Source organism: Vibrio sp. AK197 (assembly GCF_053903115.1).
This window is the reverse complement of record NZ_CP096430.1, coordinates 317,449-331,705: the sequence shown is the minus strand read 5'-3', so window position 1 is coordinate 331,705 and position 14,257 is coordinate 317,449. Positions and strand designations below refer to the sequence as shown.

Sequence of the window (14,257 nt, the reverse complement as noted above, 5' to 3'; positions counted from 1 at the left end):
TAAATTATTCAGCTTCGATGCTTACAAATTTACGGTTTTTAGGACCTTTCACTTCAAATTTCACTTTGCCTTCAGCAAGAGCGAAAAGAGTGTGGTCTTTACCGATGCCAACGTTGTTGCCAGCGTGGAATTTAGTACCACGTTGACGAACGATGATGTTACCTGCAAGTACAGATTCGCCACCGAAACGTTTTACACCAAGACGTTTGCTTTCTGAATCGCGGCCGTTACGAGTAGAACCGCCAGCTTTTTTGTGTGCCATTGTTAAACTCTCCTACAAGTTCTTAAGCGTTGATGCCTGTGATTTTCACTTCAGTGAACCACTGACGATGGCCTTGCTGCTTACGAGAGTGCTTACGACGACGGAACTTAACGATTTTTACTTTATCGCCACGACCGTGTTGTACAACTTTAGCAGTTACTTTGCCACCAGCTACAAGAGGTGCACCAACAGTGATTTCTTCACCGTTAGCAACAAGTAGAACTTTATCAAATTCAACTGTTGCACCAGTTTCAACGTCTAATTTCTCTAAACGAAGAGTTTGACCTTCGCTTACACGGTGTTGTTTACCACCAGATTGGAAAACAGCGTACATATTTTACTCCGCTTTTTCCGCACAGCCTTATGAATATTCTCTTTCGGGTGTGCGCTAAACTAATCATCAATAGGGCGCAGATTCTACAGAAAGGATCTGACCATGACAAGCCATATTTTAAAATAATTGGCGAAAATGCACTCGCCAAACAAAAGTGCCGCAATCATGCCCTTAAAGCATGTATTTATCAACGGTTTTTAGTGTATTATTCAACGAATAAAGTCGATAAAAATACCTTACAGGTACTAACCTCAGCCGGATATATCATGGATTTTAAAGCTATCCAATCGCTGACTGCCGATGACATGGCAAAAGTGAATGAAACTATTCATGCCCAACTGAATTCTGACGTTTCTCTTATTAATCAACTTGGTTTCTATATCATCAGTGGTGGTGGTAAACGTCTGCGCCCTCTTTTGGCCATTTTATCCGCCCGTGCTTTGGGTTACCAAGGCCAAGGGCATACACTCGCAGCAGCCTTTATAGAATTTATTCATACTGCCACTTTGTTGCATGACGACGTGGTTGATGAATCAGACATGAGGCGTGGCAAAGCCACCGCTAACGCCGCATTTGGTAACGCCGCCAGCGTATTGGTTGGTGACTTCATCTACACTCGCTCTTTTCAAATGATGACCGAGCTAGGATCCATGAAGATCCTTAAATTGATGAGTGATTCGGTGAACGTCATTGCCGAAGGCGAAGTGCAACAATTGATGAACTGTAACGATCCCGATACGACCGAAGAGAGTTACATGGAAGTCATTTATTCAAAAACCGCTCGTCTCTTTGAAGCGGCAAGCCAGATAGGCGCTATTTTGACCGACTCCTCGCCTGAGATTGAAACCGCACTGCAAAATTACGGTAAATACTTAGGAACCGCTTTCCAGCTCATCGATGATGTGATGGATTACACTTCGGATGGCGAAGAAATGGGCAAAAACGTGGGGGATGATCTCGCGGAAGGCAAGCCAACGTTACCTCTACTTCATGCGATGCGTCATGGAAATAACGAGCAAACGGCCATGATTCGCGATGCGATTGAACACGCCAACGGTATGGATAGACTCAATGAGATCCTTGCCGCGATGGATCAAGCTGGCTCTCTGGCTTACACCACAGAGAAAGCGCTACAAGAAGCCGATAAAGCGATTGCAGAGTTAGCGGTGTTACCTGAGTCGGACTACAAACAAGCGCTTATTACGTTGGCGCATTTGGCTGTGAATCGCTCAAAATAACACATAGCGAAAGTTCACCATCGCTAACGATCGATGACGATCAAAAAAGCCGACGCAATGTCGGCTTTTTCTATATAAATAGAGTGCGTCGTTAGACGAAGTCGATACCTGTTTGAATATCGCCTTTCAAAGTATCAAGCATACCTTCCAGCGCAGCTTGCTCATAAGCACTCAACTCGCCGTAACTTAGGATTGCTTCTGCACCCTGCTTGCCGAGTTTTACTGGTTGAGCAAAGAATGGAGCATGTTCGCCTTCACCTTCAACATAAGCACATTCGATCACATTCTCTTCACCTTGCAGTGCTTTCACTAAAGCAATACCAAAACGACATGCAGCTTGCCCCATTGAAAGTGTTGCTGAGCCACCACCCGCTTTGGCTTCAACCACTTCAGTACCGGCGTTCTGAATACGTTTAGTCAAGGCATCGACTTCCTCAGCGGTAAACTCAACCCCTTCGACTTGGGATAGCAGCGGTAGAATGGTCACCCCGGAGTGACCACCGATGACAGGAACTTGAACATCACTTGGGTCTTTTCCTTTAAGTTCAGCCACAAAAGTTTCAGAACGGATAACATCCAGAGTCGTCACACCAAATAGACGGCGCTTATCATAAACACCTGCTTTCTTTAGAACTTCAGCTGCGATAGGTACCGTTGTATTCACTGGGTTGGTGATGATTCCAACACACGCGGTTGGACACACGACGGCAATTTTTTCCGCCAGAGATTTAACAATTCCAGCATTTACGTTGAAAAGATCCGCACGATCCATACCCGGCTTACGTGCAACACCGGCTGAAATCAAGACCACATCAGCACCTTCAAGTGCTGGTGTTGGATCTTCTCCAGCGTAACCTTTAATGCTAACAGGGGTTGGAATATGGCTAAGGTCGGCAGCGACACCCGGAGTAACAGGGGCGATGTCATAAAGGGCAAGATCAGATCCAGCAGGAAGACGATTTTTAAGTAGTAGGGCGAGGGCTTGACCGATGCCGCCAGCGGCACCAATAACGGCGACTTTCATTGTTCTTCTCCTTGAGATGACTCTCTTATAAATATAGTTAGGCTAATCTAAATCAGGAAAATTAAAGCTATAGTAATCACATACTGATTACAAACAATTAACGTCATCTTTGCGACGTTGCGCAACCCAGAAATTACGTGGTACGCGGTGGTTATCCGTATCCCATACCTTGGTTTAAGTTCGCCTTGTCAACATTTAAATATCCGCAATGTTTACAGTGATGTGTTAGACAGATTTTACCTTAGTGATTGGTACTGACTGCATAGCTATGCGAGAATATTCACTTCTTTTTTTTTGGAATTCGACTGGAAATACCATGCGTAATTCAGACAAACAAGACAATCTCGTTCGTGCTTTTAAATCACTACTAAAAGAAGAGCGCTTTGGCTCTCAAGGCGATATTGTCGATGCCCTCAAAAGTGAAGGCTTTGATAACATCAACCAATCTAAAGTATCTCGTATGCTGACCAAGTTTGGAGCGGTTCGAACTCGTAACGCAAAGATGGAAATGGTTTACTGCCTACCCGCAGAACTTGGAGTACCTACCGTTTCAAGTTCGTTGCGAGAGCTGGTACTGGATATCGACCACAACGATGCATTAGTTGTTATTCATACAGGCCCTGGCGCCGCACAATTGATTGCTCGCCTACTCGACTCTTTAGGTAAATCAGAAGGGATCTTAGGTGTGGTTGCGGGTGACGACACCATTTTCATCACGCCAACATTGAGCACCAGTGCAAAAGAGCTTTTTCACTCCGTATGCGAACTCTTTGAATATTCGGGGTAATTACTCAAAATCGTCGGTTTTCTGTCTAAATCACACTGACATTAGTGTGATTTAGATCACACTACAAATAAATTTGTCATTCCTTGCTAACCTACACTAACTCATTGAGTGAGAACAAATTTATTCCAAACTAAACGCGTAGAACCTCCGTAATAAATTAGTCATTCTTACTAGAATTTGTCAGTTTCTCGTCATTATCTATTGTTTTTTGGTATTATTCTGCGACTTTTTCAACAGATGGATTGAAAAAGATGCCCGTTTTCACCTAGAAAACGCCCAAGCATCTACACTTGCTTAGGGACAATAATGAATAAGGAAGGATAATTCATGGCATTTAACAAACTAGTAAAAGTCGGCGCACTTGCAGCGGCTGTTATAGGTGCCGGCGCTGCCAACGCACAAGAGTTTATTACCATTGGTACAGGTTCTGTTACTGGGGTTTATTACCCAACTGGTGGCGCGATCTGTAAGTTGGTGAACAAAGGACGTAAGGACCACAACATCCGTTGTTCAGTAGAATCAACTGGCGGCTCTATTTATAACGTTAATACCATCCGTGCGGGTGAATTGGACTTCGGTATTGTTCAATCAGACTGGCAGTACCACGGCTACAACGGTACGAGTAAGTTCGAAGAACAAGGTCCATACAAAAAACTTCGCGCAGTTTTCTCTCTACATACTGAACCTTTCAACGTTATTGCCCGCACCGATGCAGGCATCAACAACGTGAAAGATCTTGAAGGTAAACGCGTCAACATCGGTAACCCAGGTTCTGGTGACCGTGCAACCATGGGTGTTGTCATGGACGCAATGGGCTGGACAAACGACAGCTTTAAACTTGCTTCTGAGCTAAAAGGCTCTGAACGTTCACAAGCACTGTGTGACAACAAAATTGATGCGTTCGTCTATGTAGTTGGTCATCCAAATGGATCAATCAAAGAAGCAACCACCTCTTGTGATGCAAAACTGGTTCCTGTGACCGGCCCAGAAATCGACAAGATTGTTTCAGACAATCCATACTACGCATACTCAAACGTGCCAGCTGGCATGTACCGCGGAACCGATCAGGATGTGAAAAGCTTTGGTGTAGCTGCCACCCTAGTGACCACTTCAGATGTTTCTGAAGACGCGGTATACAATGTTGTAAAGTCCGTGTTTGAAAATTTTGACACCTTCAAACGCCTACACCCAGCATTTGCGAACTTAAGCAAAGAAGACATGGTGAAAGCAGGTATCTCAATTCCTCTTCATCCTGGCGCTATCAAATACTATAAAGAAGCGGGTCTATTAAAATAATAGAATCCGAACAACAAGGAGATGGTTCTGTCACCATCTCCTTATAAATAAAAAGCCTAATTTCAATAACAAATCAAAAATTGGGTATTCTCCTTTTTCGAATCCCACTCTCTCTTAATCTCTATACAACAAGACAAACCGTTCCGCGTTGATTTGGTCTTTAACTAGACTTGAAAAGCAACACGAACATAGATACTCGCTGTTAAGCGATAATCAATTAATTATAATAAGGACAACGTACATGACGCAGACAAATAATTCGTCTCAAGATGTGCAAGAGATGGTCGCTCAAGCAGACACTGGTGCGCGAAACCCCGCCGGTCTACCTGGGCGCATTTTGTGGTTTGTGCCTTTGTGTTGGTCACTATTCCAACTCTGGTACGCGTCTCCACTGCCTTTTATTCTGGATATCGGTATTCTTAACGACACAGAAGCACGCTCCATTCATCTCATGTTTGCGGTTTTCTTAGCGTTTACGGCCTATCCAGCGCTCACCAATTCGCCACGCGATCGTATTCCAGCCATCGATTGGATACTCGCCTTAGCAGGCAGTTTTTCAGCCGCTTACATTTATTTGTTTTATACCGAATTGGCAAACCGCTCTGGCGCTCCCACCACTTTAGACATCGTGGTCGCCGTAATCGGAATGGTGTTACTACTTGAAGCCACGCGCCGAGCACTCGGTCCTCCACTAATGTGTGTTGCCGCCGTGTTCTTGCTCTACACTTTCGCCGGTCCATACATGCCGGATGTGATCGCACATAAAGGCGCGAGCCTTAATAAAGCGATGTCACATCTATGGTTAACTACGGAAGGGGTATTTGGTGTTGCTTTAGGCGTATCAACCTCCTTTGTATTCTTATTTGTTCTGTTTGGTGCAATGCTTGAGCGCGCAGGCGCAGGGGCGTACTTTATTAAAGTCGCGTTTTCACTTCTTGGTCACATGCGTGGCGGCCCGGCAAAAGCCGCCGTTGTCGCATCCGGTCTATCAGGCTTGGTATCGGGCTCTTCGATTGCCAATGTCGTGACCACAGGAACGTTCACCATTCCTTTGATGAAACGCGTGGGCTTCCCGGGTACCAAAGCGGGCGCGGTGGAAGTCGCCGCTTCGACGAATGGTCAGTTAACGCCACCAATTATGGGTGCCGCAGCATTTTTGATGGTCGAGTATGTCGGTATCTCTTACGTCGAAGTGATCAAAGCCGCGATTTTACCAGCATTAATCTCATACATTGCACTGTTGTATATTGTCCATTTAGAGGCCTGCAAAGCTGGTATGACGGGCTTACCTCGTCGCCATACGCCAACATGGCTTCAAAGCATTTTCTCATTTAGTTTCACTATCGTCGCTCTGGGTGCACTCAGTGCCTTAGTTTACTACGGTGTGGGCTGGACTAAAGACGTGTTTGGCGGCGCAGCCACTACCATTGTTGGCATTGCCCTGCTGCTTGTGTATGTCGCTTTGCTGCGCGTATCAGCAAAATATGCAGACCAAGCGCCAGAGATTGATCAAGAATTAACGGAAGTTCCTGATCCAGGCCCAACGGTAAAATCTGGATTACACTTTTTATTGCCGATCGTGGTTTTGGTCTGGTGTTTGACCGTTGAACGTTTCTCACCGGGGCTATCTGCATTCTGGGCCACCGTCTTTATGATCTTTATTTTGATCACTCAGCGCCCAATCATGGCGTGGATGACAAATAAAGACAACGTAGCACAACAGCTCAAAGCCGGTTTTGTTGATTTAGCCGAAAGCTTGGTATCCGGGGCTCGCAATATGATCGGTATTGGTGTTGCGACAGCCGCTGCTGGTACGGTCGTGGGCGTTGTGACTCTGACTGGTATCGGCTTAGTCATGACCGACTTTGTTGAGTTTATTTCCGGTGGTAGCATTTTCTTGATGTTGCTATTTACCGCAGTGATCAGTTTGATCTTGGGGATGGGCTTACCAACAACGGCCAACTATATTGTCGTGTCGACATTGATGGCTCCTGTGGTTGTTACACTAGGCGCTCAACACGGTTTGATCATTCCACTGATTGCCGTGCATCTGTTTGTCTTCTATTTCGGTATTTTGGCTGATGATACGCCGCCAGTTGGTTTAGCGGCTTTTGCGGCTGCAGCGATCGCCAAATCTGACCCAATTCGCACAGGTATCCAAGGCTTTACCTACGATATTCGAACCGCGATTTTGCCCTTTATGTTTGTCTTCAATACTCAACTACTATTAATGGGTATTGATACTTGGTGGCATTTGGGACTGACGATTATCTCGGCGATCACCGCAATGCTGATTTTCTCCGCAGCCACACAAGGTTGGTGGTTTACCAAAAATAAATGGTGGGAAACAGTACTGCTTTTAGTTCTTACCTTTACTTTCTTCCGTCCGGGTTTTTGGTGGGACATGATTTATCCTCCAAAAGTTGTTTCTCCTGGGATTGAGATAGCGCAAGTTACTGAACAGTTAAACGTGGGAGAATCATTAGAGCTTGTCGTCGCGGGCGAAACGCTTGATGGTGATCATGTTGAAAAAGTCGTCATGCTTCCGTTTGATCCTGAAGCGGAAACTGCAGAGCAACGTATCGCTTCTACAGGTTTGATGCTACGCCAAGACGAGCAAAAAATGATTGTCGATATGGTTGAATTCGGCAGTCCAGCAGAAACAGCTGGCATTGATTTCGATTGGGAAATCAAATCCGTCGTTGAAGAGATGCCAAGACCAATGAAAGAGTGGGTCTTTGTTCCTGCAGGTTTACTCTTATTGCTAATGGCTTGGAATCAACGACGCCGAGCAGGTAATAAGAAAGCCAGCGCCTAAGCGCTTCGCCCTGCATATAATGTAGGGCGAATGCCGATAGGCATACTTTGTTATTATCAAGAGAATCACTTATGTATAAGCAAATCCTTGTCCCTGTAGACCTGAACGAAAAAGGGTTTTCAGATAAAGCGGTTGAATTAGCCGTTTGGCATGCCAAGCACTCAAATGCGGAAGTGCACCTACTGAATGTTCTTCCTGGTATCCATATGTCGATGGTTGCGACTTATTTCCCTAAAGATGCTGCCAATAAAATGAAAACGGATGTCAAAGCGCAGCTCAAACAGTTTGCTGTTGACCATATCGATGAAGACGTGGTCTATCACGTGCATGTGGCCGAAGGAAAAGCCTATACCACTATTCTTGACTACGCTGAGCGTCTAGGGGCAGATTTAATTATTATGCCAAGCCATAAGCGCTCTCGAGTTGATAATGTAATGCTTGGTTCTGTGGCAACCAAAGTGGTGCAAAATTCGCCCATCAATGTATTGGTGGTCAAACCGCAGCAATAAACGTTATTTCTTCATCGAAATATCAAATCAAAAGCGCCGATCTTATCGGCGCTTTTTTCATCGTTTTCACCTATCAAAAACATTGCTCTTTTCGTCTTTTACAAATGAGAATTATTTACAATAATAACCATATCCACCACGGTTACATGATTCAGTAAGGCTAGATTATGAAAAAGACACTTAACTTTGCTGCCATACATTTTACGATTGCCTTTACTGTCGCCTACGTGCTAACTGGCGATATTCTATTGGGCAGCTTAATCGCCATGCTTGAACCCAGCGTCAACACGCTTGCCTTTTACTTCCATGAAAAAGTATGGAGTCACTTCAACCAATATCGCGCTATTGGCCACCTAACCCGCAACAAAACGACCAGCTTTGCCATTGTGCATTTCAGTGTCGCATTCAGCGTTGCGTATATGATCAGTGGCGATCTCTTCGTCGGTGGGATCATGGCAGCCATCGAGCCCTGCTTTAACACCATTGCGTATTACTTTCATGAGAAACGTTGGCAACGTAAACATCACGCAATGTTAGCATCCGCGCACTAAGGTAAGACGTTAAACTCGATAATGCGTCACCGTTAATGAGGGGCTTAAACCGATCAATAGCTCAGTATGCTGGCCATCTAAGTTAACTTCCAAAGGATAAAGATCACTTGGATTAGGTTCACGCTCATCAATGCAAACAGGTGCGTCTATCTGAAATAACGCACTGACATGATTGGCTCGTACATCAATCGGTAGATGATAAGTCATGCTATTAAATTTGACCGATGCTGAGACCAACCCCGGCTTATAAGTGGTGTATTGCAGATCAACCAGAAACTCACAGCCACCACCATGATGCCAAATTTGCTCCGTGGTCACCTGCTCCAATCGAAGGTTAGAGATGAATTGCAAATACGGCTGCATCCAAATTCCCATGCGTGAATCGGTTGCAACGATTGGCTCTCTCTGCTCTGGTTCATCATCAATTAGCCAATCCTCTTCCTGTTCAAGGAACAGTATCTCAAATCGGTTTGGACCTAACTGTAGATAAGGACGAATGTCTTTTTTGTACTCTCGGCTGCTGCCATCACAATCAAATACCGCCACGCCGTTAACGCGCACTTCTGCAAAATAATCGATACCAGAGATCACTAGGTCGATCGCAGGATACGCCAATTGAACTTCATCCAGTTCAATATCGTGCATGAGATGCCATTCTTGCGCGGCAATATCTTGTTCTGACAGGGTTGAGGGCAGGATTTGACTCAATGGTCCAGGAAAAGTGAGATCATCCTGAGGAATGGACAGATCGGTCAGCGGAGACAGTTGCCATAAGCCGGATAGTGGAGAAATCATAACGTTGAGCTAATTATTTTATATTTGTTGATAGTCAAACATAAAACGGCAATAACAGCCATAAAAAATACCAGCCTATAGCTGGTATTTCTCTTATTCGAGTTCGTCATCATCCTCTTCGGGATAAAGCGCGTCTTCGCCTTCGTAATACGTTCCCCAACCGTCATAGATAATGTCGTATTTTTCAGCGAGCTGAACCAGTTTTTCCACTTGTTCATCAATTAGTTTGGCATCCAAAGTCGAGCTCATCGTGGCATCACAGCATAGAAGCTTATTCCCGTCTTCATCTTCGGTTTCTTCAGCTTCTAGTACTTCAAATCCCATTTTGAATGCTTCAACGACCGCTTTCTCCAACTTATCAAAATCTTCAGAGAACAGGTGATGCTCAATTTCATATAAAGCATCAGGATCGCTGCCATCTTCCAGTAAAGATTGAATGATATCTCGAGTATCTTCTTTTTGAATTTCAATCAGATCTTCAACTGATAAGTAGTCATCTTCATGAGACATATTGTGGCTCCGCTCATAGCTAATTGGTTGCGACGAAATATGGCATGGATCGGCGATAAAAGCCACCAATAACCCCGTTGATAAGACCATATTTCTTTAGCTTAGCGAAGAATTAGCAGCAAATAGTAGAAAAACCGCTGTCGTTTAACATTTTCTTTTCAAAACCAGATTCAGAATTATCTATATCGCCATTTTTGCTCGGTTTTGCCTATACATGCGTATTTTATATTAAGCCCATTCAGTTGACCAAAAAACATACGAATGCATAAAAAACTAACTCTAAGGCGATAGTTAACCGAGAGAATGAATAGCTATTCTATCGTGATGTAAGATTGCGCATTCATCATGGTTAAAGTAAACGAATAGAGACGCAGAGTCAGCAAAAAGTAGCCAACAGAGATAATTTTTAAAAAATACAAAATACCCATAATAAAAGTCGGTAGAATCACCTATTCCACCTTAAAATTAAGAATTAAAGACTAATTACAAGGGTTGCATCTTGATAACAAGCTTGTCATAAATACACTCAGGATTAAGTTGTAAGGATACAAAATGAGTAAGCTGTACGTTGGCTCGGAAGTTGGCCAGTTAAGACGAGTATTATTAAACCGACCGGAACGAGCCCTTACCCACCTCACCCCTTCAAATTGTCATGAATTACTGTTTGATGATGTGCTTGCGGTCGAAGCTGCCGGACAAGAACATGACGCATTTGCTGAAACCTTACGTCAGCAAGATGTCGAAGTATTACTGCTACACGATTTGCTCGTTGAAACCCTCACGATAGGAGAAGCGCGTCGCTGGTTGCTAGAAACCCAGATTTCAGATTTGCGCTATGGCCCAACGTTTGCGAAAGAGCTACGCCAGTATTTGGCCGAAATGGACAATGAGCATTTAGCGACGATTTTACTTGGGGGGTTAGCCTACTCCGAGCTTCCCATTCGCTCATCATCGATGCTGCCAAGCTTGCATCGCCCACTAGACTTTGTCATCGAACCTTTACCCAATCACCTCTTTACGCGTGATACTTCGTGCTGGATTTACGGTGGTGTGTCACTGAACCCAATGATGAAAGCCGCTCGCCAGCGTGAGACCAACCATCTACGTGCGATTTATCGTTGGCACCCGACCTTTGCAGGACAAGACTTCATTAAATACTTTGGTGATGAAGACTTACATTATGACAACGCCAACATTGAAGGCGGCGATGTGCTGGTAATCGGCAAAGGTACGGTGCTCATTGGTATGTCAGAGCGCACTAGCGCACAAGGTGTCGAAAACCTAGCGGCGAACCTATTTAAACATCAACAAGCTAAACAAGTGATCGCGATTCGCTTACCGAAAAGCCGTGCTTGCATGCATTTAGACACCGTCATGACGCATATGGATGTCGATACCTTTTCCGTTTATCCCGAAGTCATGCGTAGTGATTTGGAAACGTGGTCTTTAACACCGACCGCCAATGGAGAGATGGAAGTCAAACCAGTAGTAAGCTACATCCATGCCATCGAACAAGCGCTAGGCCTCAATCAACTCAAGATCATTACCACGGGCGGCGACAACTATGAAGCAGAGCGAGAACAGTGGAATGACGCCAATAATGTACTTACCGTCAAGCCTGGCGTGGTAATTGGCTACGAACGCAATGTGTATACCAACGAAAAGTATGATAAAGCCGGTATTGAAGTCTTAACCATTCCAGGCAATGAGCTTGGTCGCGGCCGCGGCGGAGCTCGCTGCATGAGTTGCCCTATAGAGCGAGACGATATTTAATCTGTATGAAAAGGCTACACTTCTGATAATAAAAAAGCTGCGATGAACGCAGCTTTTTTATTTCGATCACCACACGATGAATTATTCTGTGCCACCAACCGTGATTGAATCTAGCTTCAATGTTGGTTGCCCAACGCCGACAGGCACGCTTTGACCGGCTTTACCGCACACACCGACCCCACGGTCGATACTCAAGTCATTTCCGACCATCGAGACCTGTTGCATCGCTTCAATACCAGAACCAATCAACGTTGCACCTTTCACTGGGTGCGTGATCTTGCCATCTTCAATCATGTAGGCTTCTGAGGCAGAGAACACAAACTTACCTGATGTAATATCAACTTGCCCACCACCAAAGTTAGGTGCGTATAGGCCACGTTTTACGGTCGAAATAATCTCTTCAGGAGCATGCTCACCCGGCAACATATAGGTATTGGTCATACGAGGCATGGGCAGATGTGCGTAAGATTCACGACGACCATTTCCGGTCGGAGACATTCCCATCAGACGCGCATTCAATTTGTCTTGCATGTAACCTTTCAACACCCCGTTTTCAATTAAGGTATTGTATTGCCCCGCAACCCCTTCATCATCCACATTGAGAGAGCCACGTAAGTCTTTGAGCGTACCATCATCGACAATGGTACAGTGCGAAGAAGTCACTTTTTGCCCTAACTTACCACTAAATACCGAGGAATCCTTACGGTTAAAATCGCCTTCAAGTCCATGGCCTACCGCTTCATGTAAAAGCACACCAGGCCAGCCTGACCCAAGCACGACGGGCATTGTACCAGCGGGAGCCGCCACGGCTTCAAGATTAACTAATGCCATGCGAATCGCTTCGTCAGCGTAATGGTATGCTTGCGCACGGCCCTGATAATCACTCAAGAAGAAATCGTAACCGAAACGACCACCACCGCCTGCACTACCACGCTCGCGTCGTTCACCTTTTTGCGCTAATACGCTGATCGATAAACGAACGAGAGGACGAATATCACCCGCATAAGTGCCGTCGGTTGCGGCCACCAGCATCTGTTCATGAACAGCACTTAAACTTACCGAGACTTCCGTCACCAAAGGTTCTTTGGTACGAATGTAAGCATCCAACTCTTTCAATAATGCCGTTTTCTGCTCTTTTTCCCAGCTTGCCAGTGGGTTAACCGCCGCATAGTAGGCTTGGTTAACACTACGTTTAAACGCGTGTACTTGACCATTTTGTCCTTGCTGAGCAATGCCTCGAGCCGCTACGGCGCTCTGTTTTAGTCCATCAAGCTGAATTTGGTCAGCATAAGCAAAGCCCGTTTTTTCTCCGGTTACCGCGCGAACACCCACGCCGCAGTCAATATTAAAAGAACCGTCTTTAATGATGCGGTCTTCAAGCACCAAAGATTCATGCCAACTGGACTGAAAGTAGATATCCGCGTAGTCGATTTGACGAGTCGCGATGCTCGATAAGGTGTCAGCCACATCTTGCTCGGTTAAACCAGCAGGTGCCAACAGCGCTTCTTCAACGTGGTTAATGGTCATACTTCACTCTTTACTGTTTTATTTGGGTATCAAAACGGATGTGCTTCGCTACAGGCATCGCCGTTCTGATGTCTTGTACTTTGTCGATATCTAGCTCTACAACAAGCGTATCTGGCTGATTATCTAGGCAAGCGACGATCTCTCCCCAAGGGTTTATGACCATCGAATGGCCCCATGTCTCCCGCCCGCATGGATGAGTCGCACATTGATTAACCGCCACCACCCAACACTGAGTTTCAATCGCCCGAGCTTGAAGTAACGTTTGCCAGTGCGCTTGCCCCGTCACTGCGGTAAATGCCGCAGGAACGACGATGACATTTGCACCTTGTTTAACTAACTCACCATATAAATGGGGAAAACGCAGATCGTAACAGATCGATAATCCGAGTTTGGCAAATGGCGTCTCCACACTAACAACTTGATGCCCAGCCGCGAATATTTCAGATTCACGATAACGCTTATGGCCATCAGCCACATCAACATCAAACATATGCAGCTTATCATAAGCCGCTACACATTCCCCGTTTGGAGAGAAAAGAATTGAGGTTGTGGAAACACCTTGTGGGCGGCGAATCGGCATGCTGCCAATCAGAAACCAAACTTGAAAACGCTTCGCCAATGCGGCCACTTGGTGCTGTAGTGGGCCGTCAGCAAAGGTTTCGGCGTGCTGATGATAATCCGCTTTCGCGCCAAACACTAAAGCATTTTCTGGGGTCACAACCCAGCGTACGCCCTGCTGGCTCAACGTCTCAAGCTGCTTTTCGATAACCTTTAGATTGGCTTGCGGGTCGGGGCCTGATGTCATTTGAATAACACCAACTCGTTCCATGAGT

15 protein-coding genes are annotated in these 14,257 nt (G+C 45.4%); 7 read left to right on the top strand and 8 right to left on the bottom strand.

From position 1 onward, the window contains the following. Nucleotides 1-4: 4 nt before the first annotated feature. A complete protein-coding gene (rpmA, locus tag M1D72_RS08710) occupies nucleotides 5-262 on the bottom strand; it encodes a 50S ribosomal protein L27 (RefSeq protein ID WP_076586054.1) in 258 nt (85 codons plus the stop codon). Between the two features lie 22 nt (nucleotides 263-284). Continuing rightward, complete coding sequence (gene rplU, locus M1D72_RS08705) at nucleotides 285-596, bottom strand: 50S ribosomal protein L21 (RefSeq protein WP_456296628.1); 312 nt, start codon at nucleotides 594-596, stop codon at nucleotides 285-287. Nucleotides 597-862: 266 nt separating this feature from the next. On the opposite strand from rplU, the gene ispB reads away from it, so the two are divergent. Then, a complete protein-coding gene (gene ispB, locus M1D72_RS08700; RefSeq protein WP_456296627.1) occupies nucleotides 863-1,834 on the top strand; it encodes an octaprenyl diphosphate synthase in 972 nt (323 codons plus the stop codon). A gap of 91 nt (nucleotides 1,835-1,925) precedes the next feature. Here the strand turns inward: ispB and mdh are convergent, their stop codons facing one another. Continuing rightward, nucleotides 1,926-2,858, bottom strand: a complete 933-nt coding sequence (gene mdh, locus M1D72_RS08695; protein WP_390196193.1) for a malate dehydrogenase — start codon at nucleotides 2,856-2,858, stop codon at nucleotides 1,926-1,928. Nucleotides 2,859-3,174: 316 nt separating this feature from the next. Here mdh and argR point away from each other — a divergent pair, with 316 nt between their 5' ends. The 5 genes from argR to M1D72_RS08670 all read left to right on the top strand — a co-directional run bounded on the left by argR (nucleotide 3,175) and on the right by M1D72_RS08670 (nucleotide 8,819). Then, nucleotides 3,175-3,645, top strand: coding sequence for a transcriptional regulator ArgR (gene argR, locus M1D72_RS08690; RefSeq protein ID WP_390196196.1), 471 nt, complete (start codon nucleotides 3,175-3,177; stop codon nucleotides 3,643-3,645). A 327-nt stretch (nucleotides 3,646-3,972) separates the two neighbouring features. Further along, nucleotides 3,973-4,941 carry a TAXI family TRAP transporter solute-binding subunit gene (locus M1D72_RS08685; RefSeq protein WP_456296626.1) on the top strand — a complete coding sequence of 323 codons (969 nt, stop codon included), beginning with the start codon at nucleotides 3,973-3,975 and terminating at the stop codon, nucleotides 4,939-4,941. Between the two features lie 241 nt (nucleotides 4,942-5,182). Then, a complete protein-coding gene (locus M1D72_RS08680; protein ID WP_456296625.1) occupies nucleotides 5,183-7,759 on the top strand; it encodes a TRAP transporter permease in 2,577 nt (858 codons plus the stop codon). Between the two features lie 71 nt (nucleotides 7,760-7,830). Continuing rightward, nucleotides 7,831-8,268: a universal stress protein gene (locus M1D72_RS08675; protein WP_390196205.1), complete on the top strand. Its 438-nt coding sequence runs from the start codon at nucleotides 7,831-7,833 to the stop codon at nucleotides 8,266-8,268. Nucleotides 8,269-8,435: 167 nt separating this feature from the next. After that, nucleotides 8,436-8,819 carry a DUF2061 domain-containing protein gene (locus M1D72_RS08670; RefSeq protein WP_456296624.1) on the top strand — a complete coding sequence of 128 codons (384 nt, stop codon included), beginning with the start codon at nucleotides 8,436-8,438 and terminating at the stop codon, nucleotides 8,817-8,819. Between the two features lie 9 nt (nucleotides 8,820-8,828). Here the strand turns inward: M1D72_RS08670 and M1D72_RS08665 are convergent, their stop codons facing one another. The 3 genes from M1D72_RS08665 to M1D72_RS08655 all read right to left on the bottom strand — a co-directional run bounded on the left by M1D72_RS08665 (nucleotide 8,829) and on the right by M1D72_RS08655 (nucleotide 10,573). Then, nucleotides 8,829-9,614 (bottom strand): glycosyl hydrolase 2 galactose-binding domain-containing protein, encoded by a 786-nt coding sequence (locus tag M1D72_RS08665; RefSeq protein WP_390196210.1) that lies wholly within the window; start codon nucleotides 9,612-9,614, stop codon nucleotides 8,829-8,831. 93 nt (nucleotides 9,615-9,707) lie between these two features. Next, a complete protein-coding gene (gene rraB, locus M1D72_RS08660) occupies nucleotides 9,708-10,124 on the bottom strand; it encodes a ribonuclease E inhibitor RraB (RefSeq protein ID WP_390196213.1) in 417 nt (138 codons plus the stop codon). Nucleotides 10,125-10,435: 311 nt separating this feature from the next. Further along, nucleotides 10,436-10,573, bottom strand: a complete 138-nt coding sequence (locus M1D72_RS08655) for a hypothetical protein (RefSeq protein ID WP_456296623.1) — start codon at nucleotides 10,571-10,573, stop codon at nucleotides 10,436-10,438. A 103-nt stretch (nucleotides 10,574-10,676) separates the two neighbouring features. On the opposite strand from M1D72_RS08655, the gene arcA reads away from it, so the two are divergent. Next, nucleotides 10,677-11,897 carry an arginine deiminase gene (arcA, locus tag M1D72_RS08650; RefSeq protein ID WP_456296622.1) on the top strand — a complete coding sequence of 407 codons (1,221 nt, stop codon included), beginning with the start codon at nucleotides 10,677-10,679 and terminating at the stop codon, nucleotides 11,895-11,897. A gap of 81 nt (nucleotides 11,898-11,978) precedes the next feature. Here the strand turns inward: arcA and tldD are convergent, their stop codons facing one another. Both tldD and M1D72_RS08640 read right to left on the bottom strand, forming a co-directional pair. Continuing rightward, nucleotides 11,979-13,424 (bottom strand): metalloprotease TldD, encoded by a 1,446-nt coding sequence (gene tldD, locus M1D72_RS08645; RefSeq protein WP_456296621.1) that lies wholly within the window; start codon nucleotides 13,422-13,424, stop codon nucleotides 11,979-11,981. A 10-nt stretch (nucleotides 13,425-13,434) separates the two neighbouring features. Continuing rightward, entirely contained in the window at nucleotides 13,435-14,253 is an 819-nt protein-coding gene (locus tag M1D72_RS08640; RefSeq protein ID WP_456296620.1) for a carbon-nitrogen hydrolase family protein, read from the bottom strand. Nucleotides 14,254-14,257: the final 4 nt, after the last annotated feature.

What these genes read in the sequence shown, in the direction of transcription:
- M1D72_RS08665 (WP_390196210.1), bottom strand. Translation starts at nt 9,614, where the DNA reads ATGATTTCTCCACTATCCGGCTTATGGCAACTGTCTCCGCTGACCGAT.
- argR (WP_390196196.1), top strand. Translation starts at nt 3,175, where the DNA reads ATGCGTAATTCAGACAAACAAGACAATCTCGTTCGTGCTTTTAAATCA.
- arcA (WP_456296622.1), top strand. Translation starts at nt 10,677, where the DNA reads ATGAGTAAGCTGTACGTTGGCTCGGAAGTTGGCCAGTTAAGACGAGTA.
- rplU (WP_456296628.1), bottom strand. Translation starts at nt 596, where the DNA reads ATGTACGCTGTTTTCCAATCTGGTGGTAAACAACACCGTGTAAGCGAA.
- rraB (WP_390196213.1), bottom strand. Translation starts at nt 10,124, where the DNA reads ATGTCTCATGAAGATGACTACTTATCAGTTGAAGATCTGATTGAAATT.
- tldD (WP_456296621.1), bottom strand. Translation starts at nt 13,424, where the DNA reads ATGACCATTAACCACGTTGAAGAAGCGCTGTTGGCACCTGCTGGTTTA.
- M1D72_RS08675 (WP_390196205.1), top strand. Translation starts at nt 7,831, where the DNA reads ATGTATAAGCAAATCCTTGTCCCTGTAGACCTGAACGAAAAAGGGTTT.
- rpmA (WP_076586054.1), bottom strand. Translation starts at nt 262, where the DNA reads ATGGCACACAAAAAAGCTGGCGGTTCTACTCGTAACGGCCGCGATTCA.
- M1D72_RS08680 (WP_456296625.1), top strand. Translation starts at nt 5,183, where the DNA reads ATGACGCAGACAAATAATTCGTCTCAAGATGTGCAAGAGATGGTCGCT.
- M1D72_RS08685 (WP_456296626.1), top strand. Translation starts at nt 3,973, where the DNA reads ATGGCATTTAACAAACTAGTAAAAGTCGGCGCACTTGCAGCGGCTGTT.
- M1D72_RS08670 (WP_456296624.1), top strand. Translation starts at nt 8,436, where the DNA reads ATGAAAAAGACACTTAACTTTGCTGCCATACATTTTACGATTGCCTTT.
- M1D72_RS08640 (WP_456296620.1), bottom strand. Translation starts at nt 14,253, where the DNA reads ATGGAACGAGTTGGTGTTATTCAAATGACATCAGGCCCCGACCCGCAA.
- mdh (WP_390196193.1), bottom strand. Translation starts at nt 2,858, where the DNA reads ATGAAAGTCGCCGTTATTGGTGCCGCTGGCGGCATCGGTCAAGCCCTC.
- ispB (WP_456296627.1), top strand. Translation starts at nt 863, where the DNA reads ATGGATTTTAAAGCTATCCAATCGCTGACTGCCGATGACATGGCAAAA.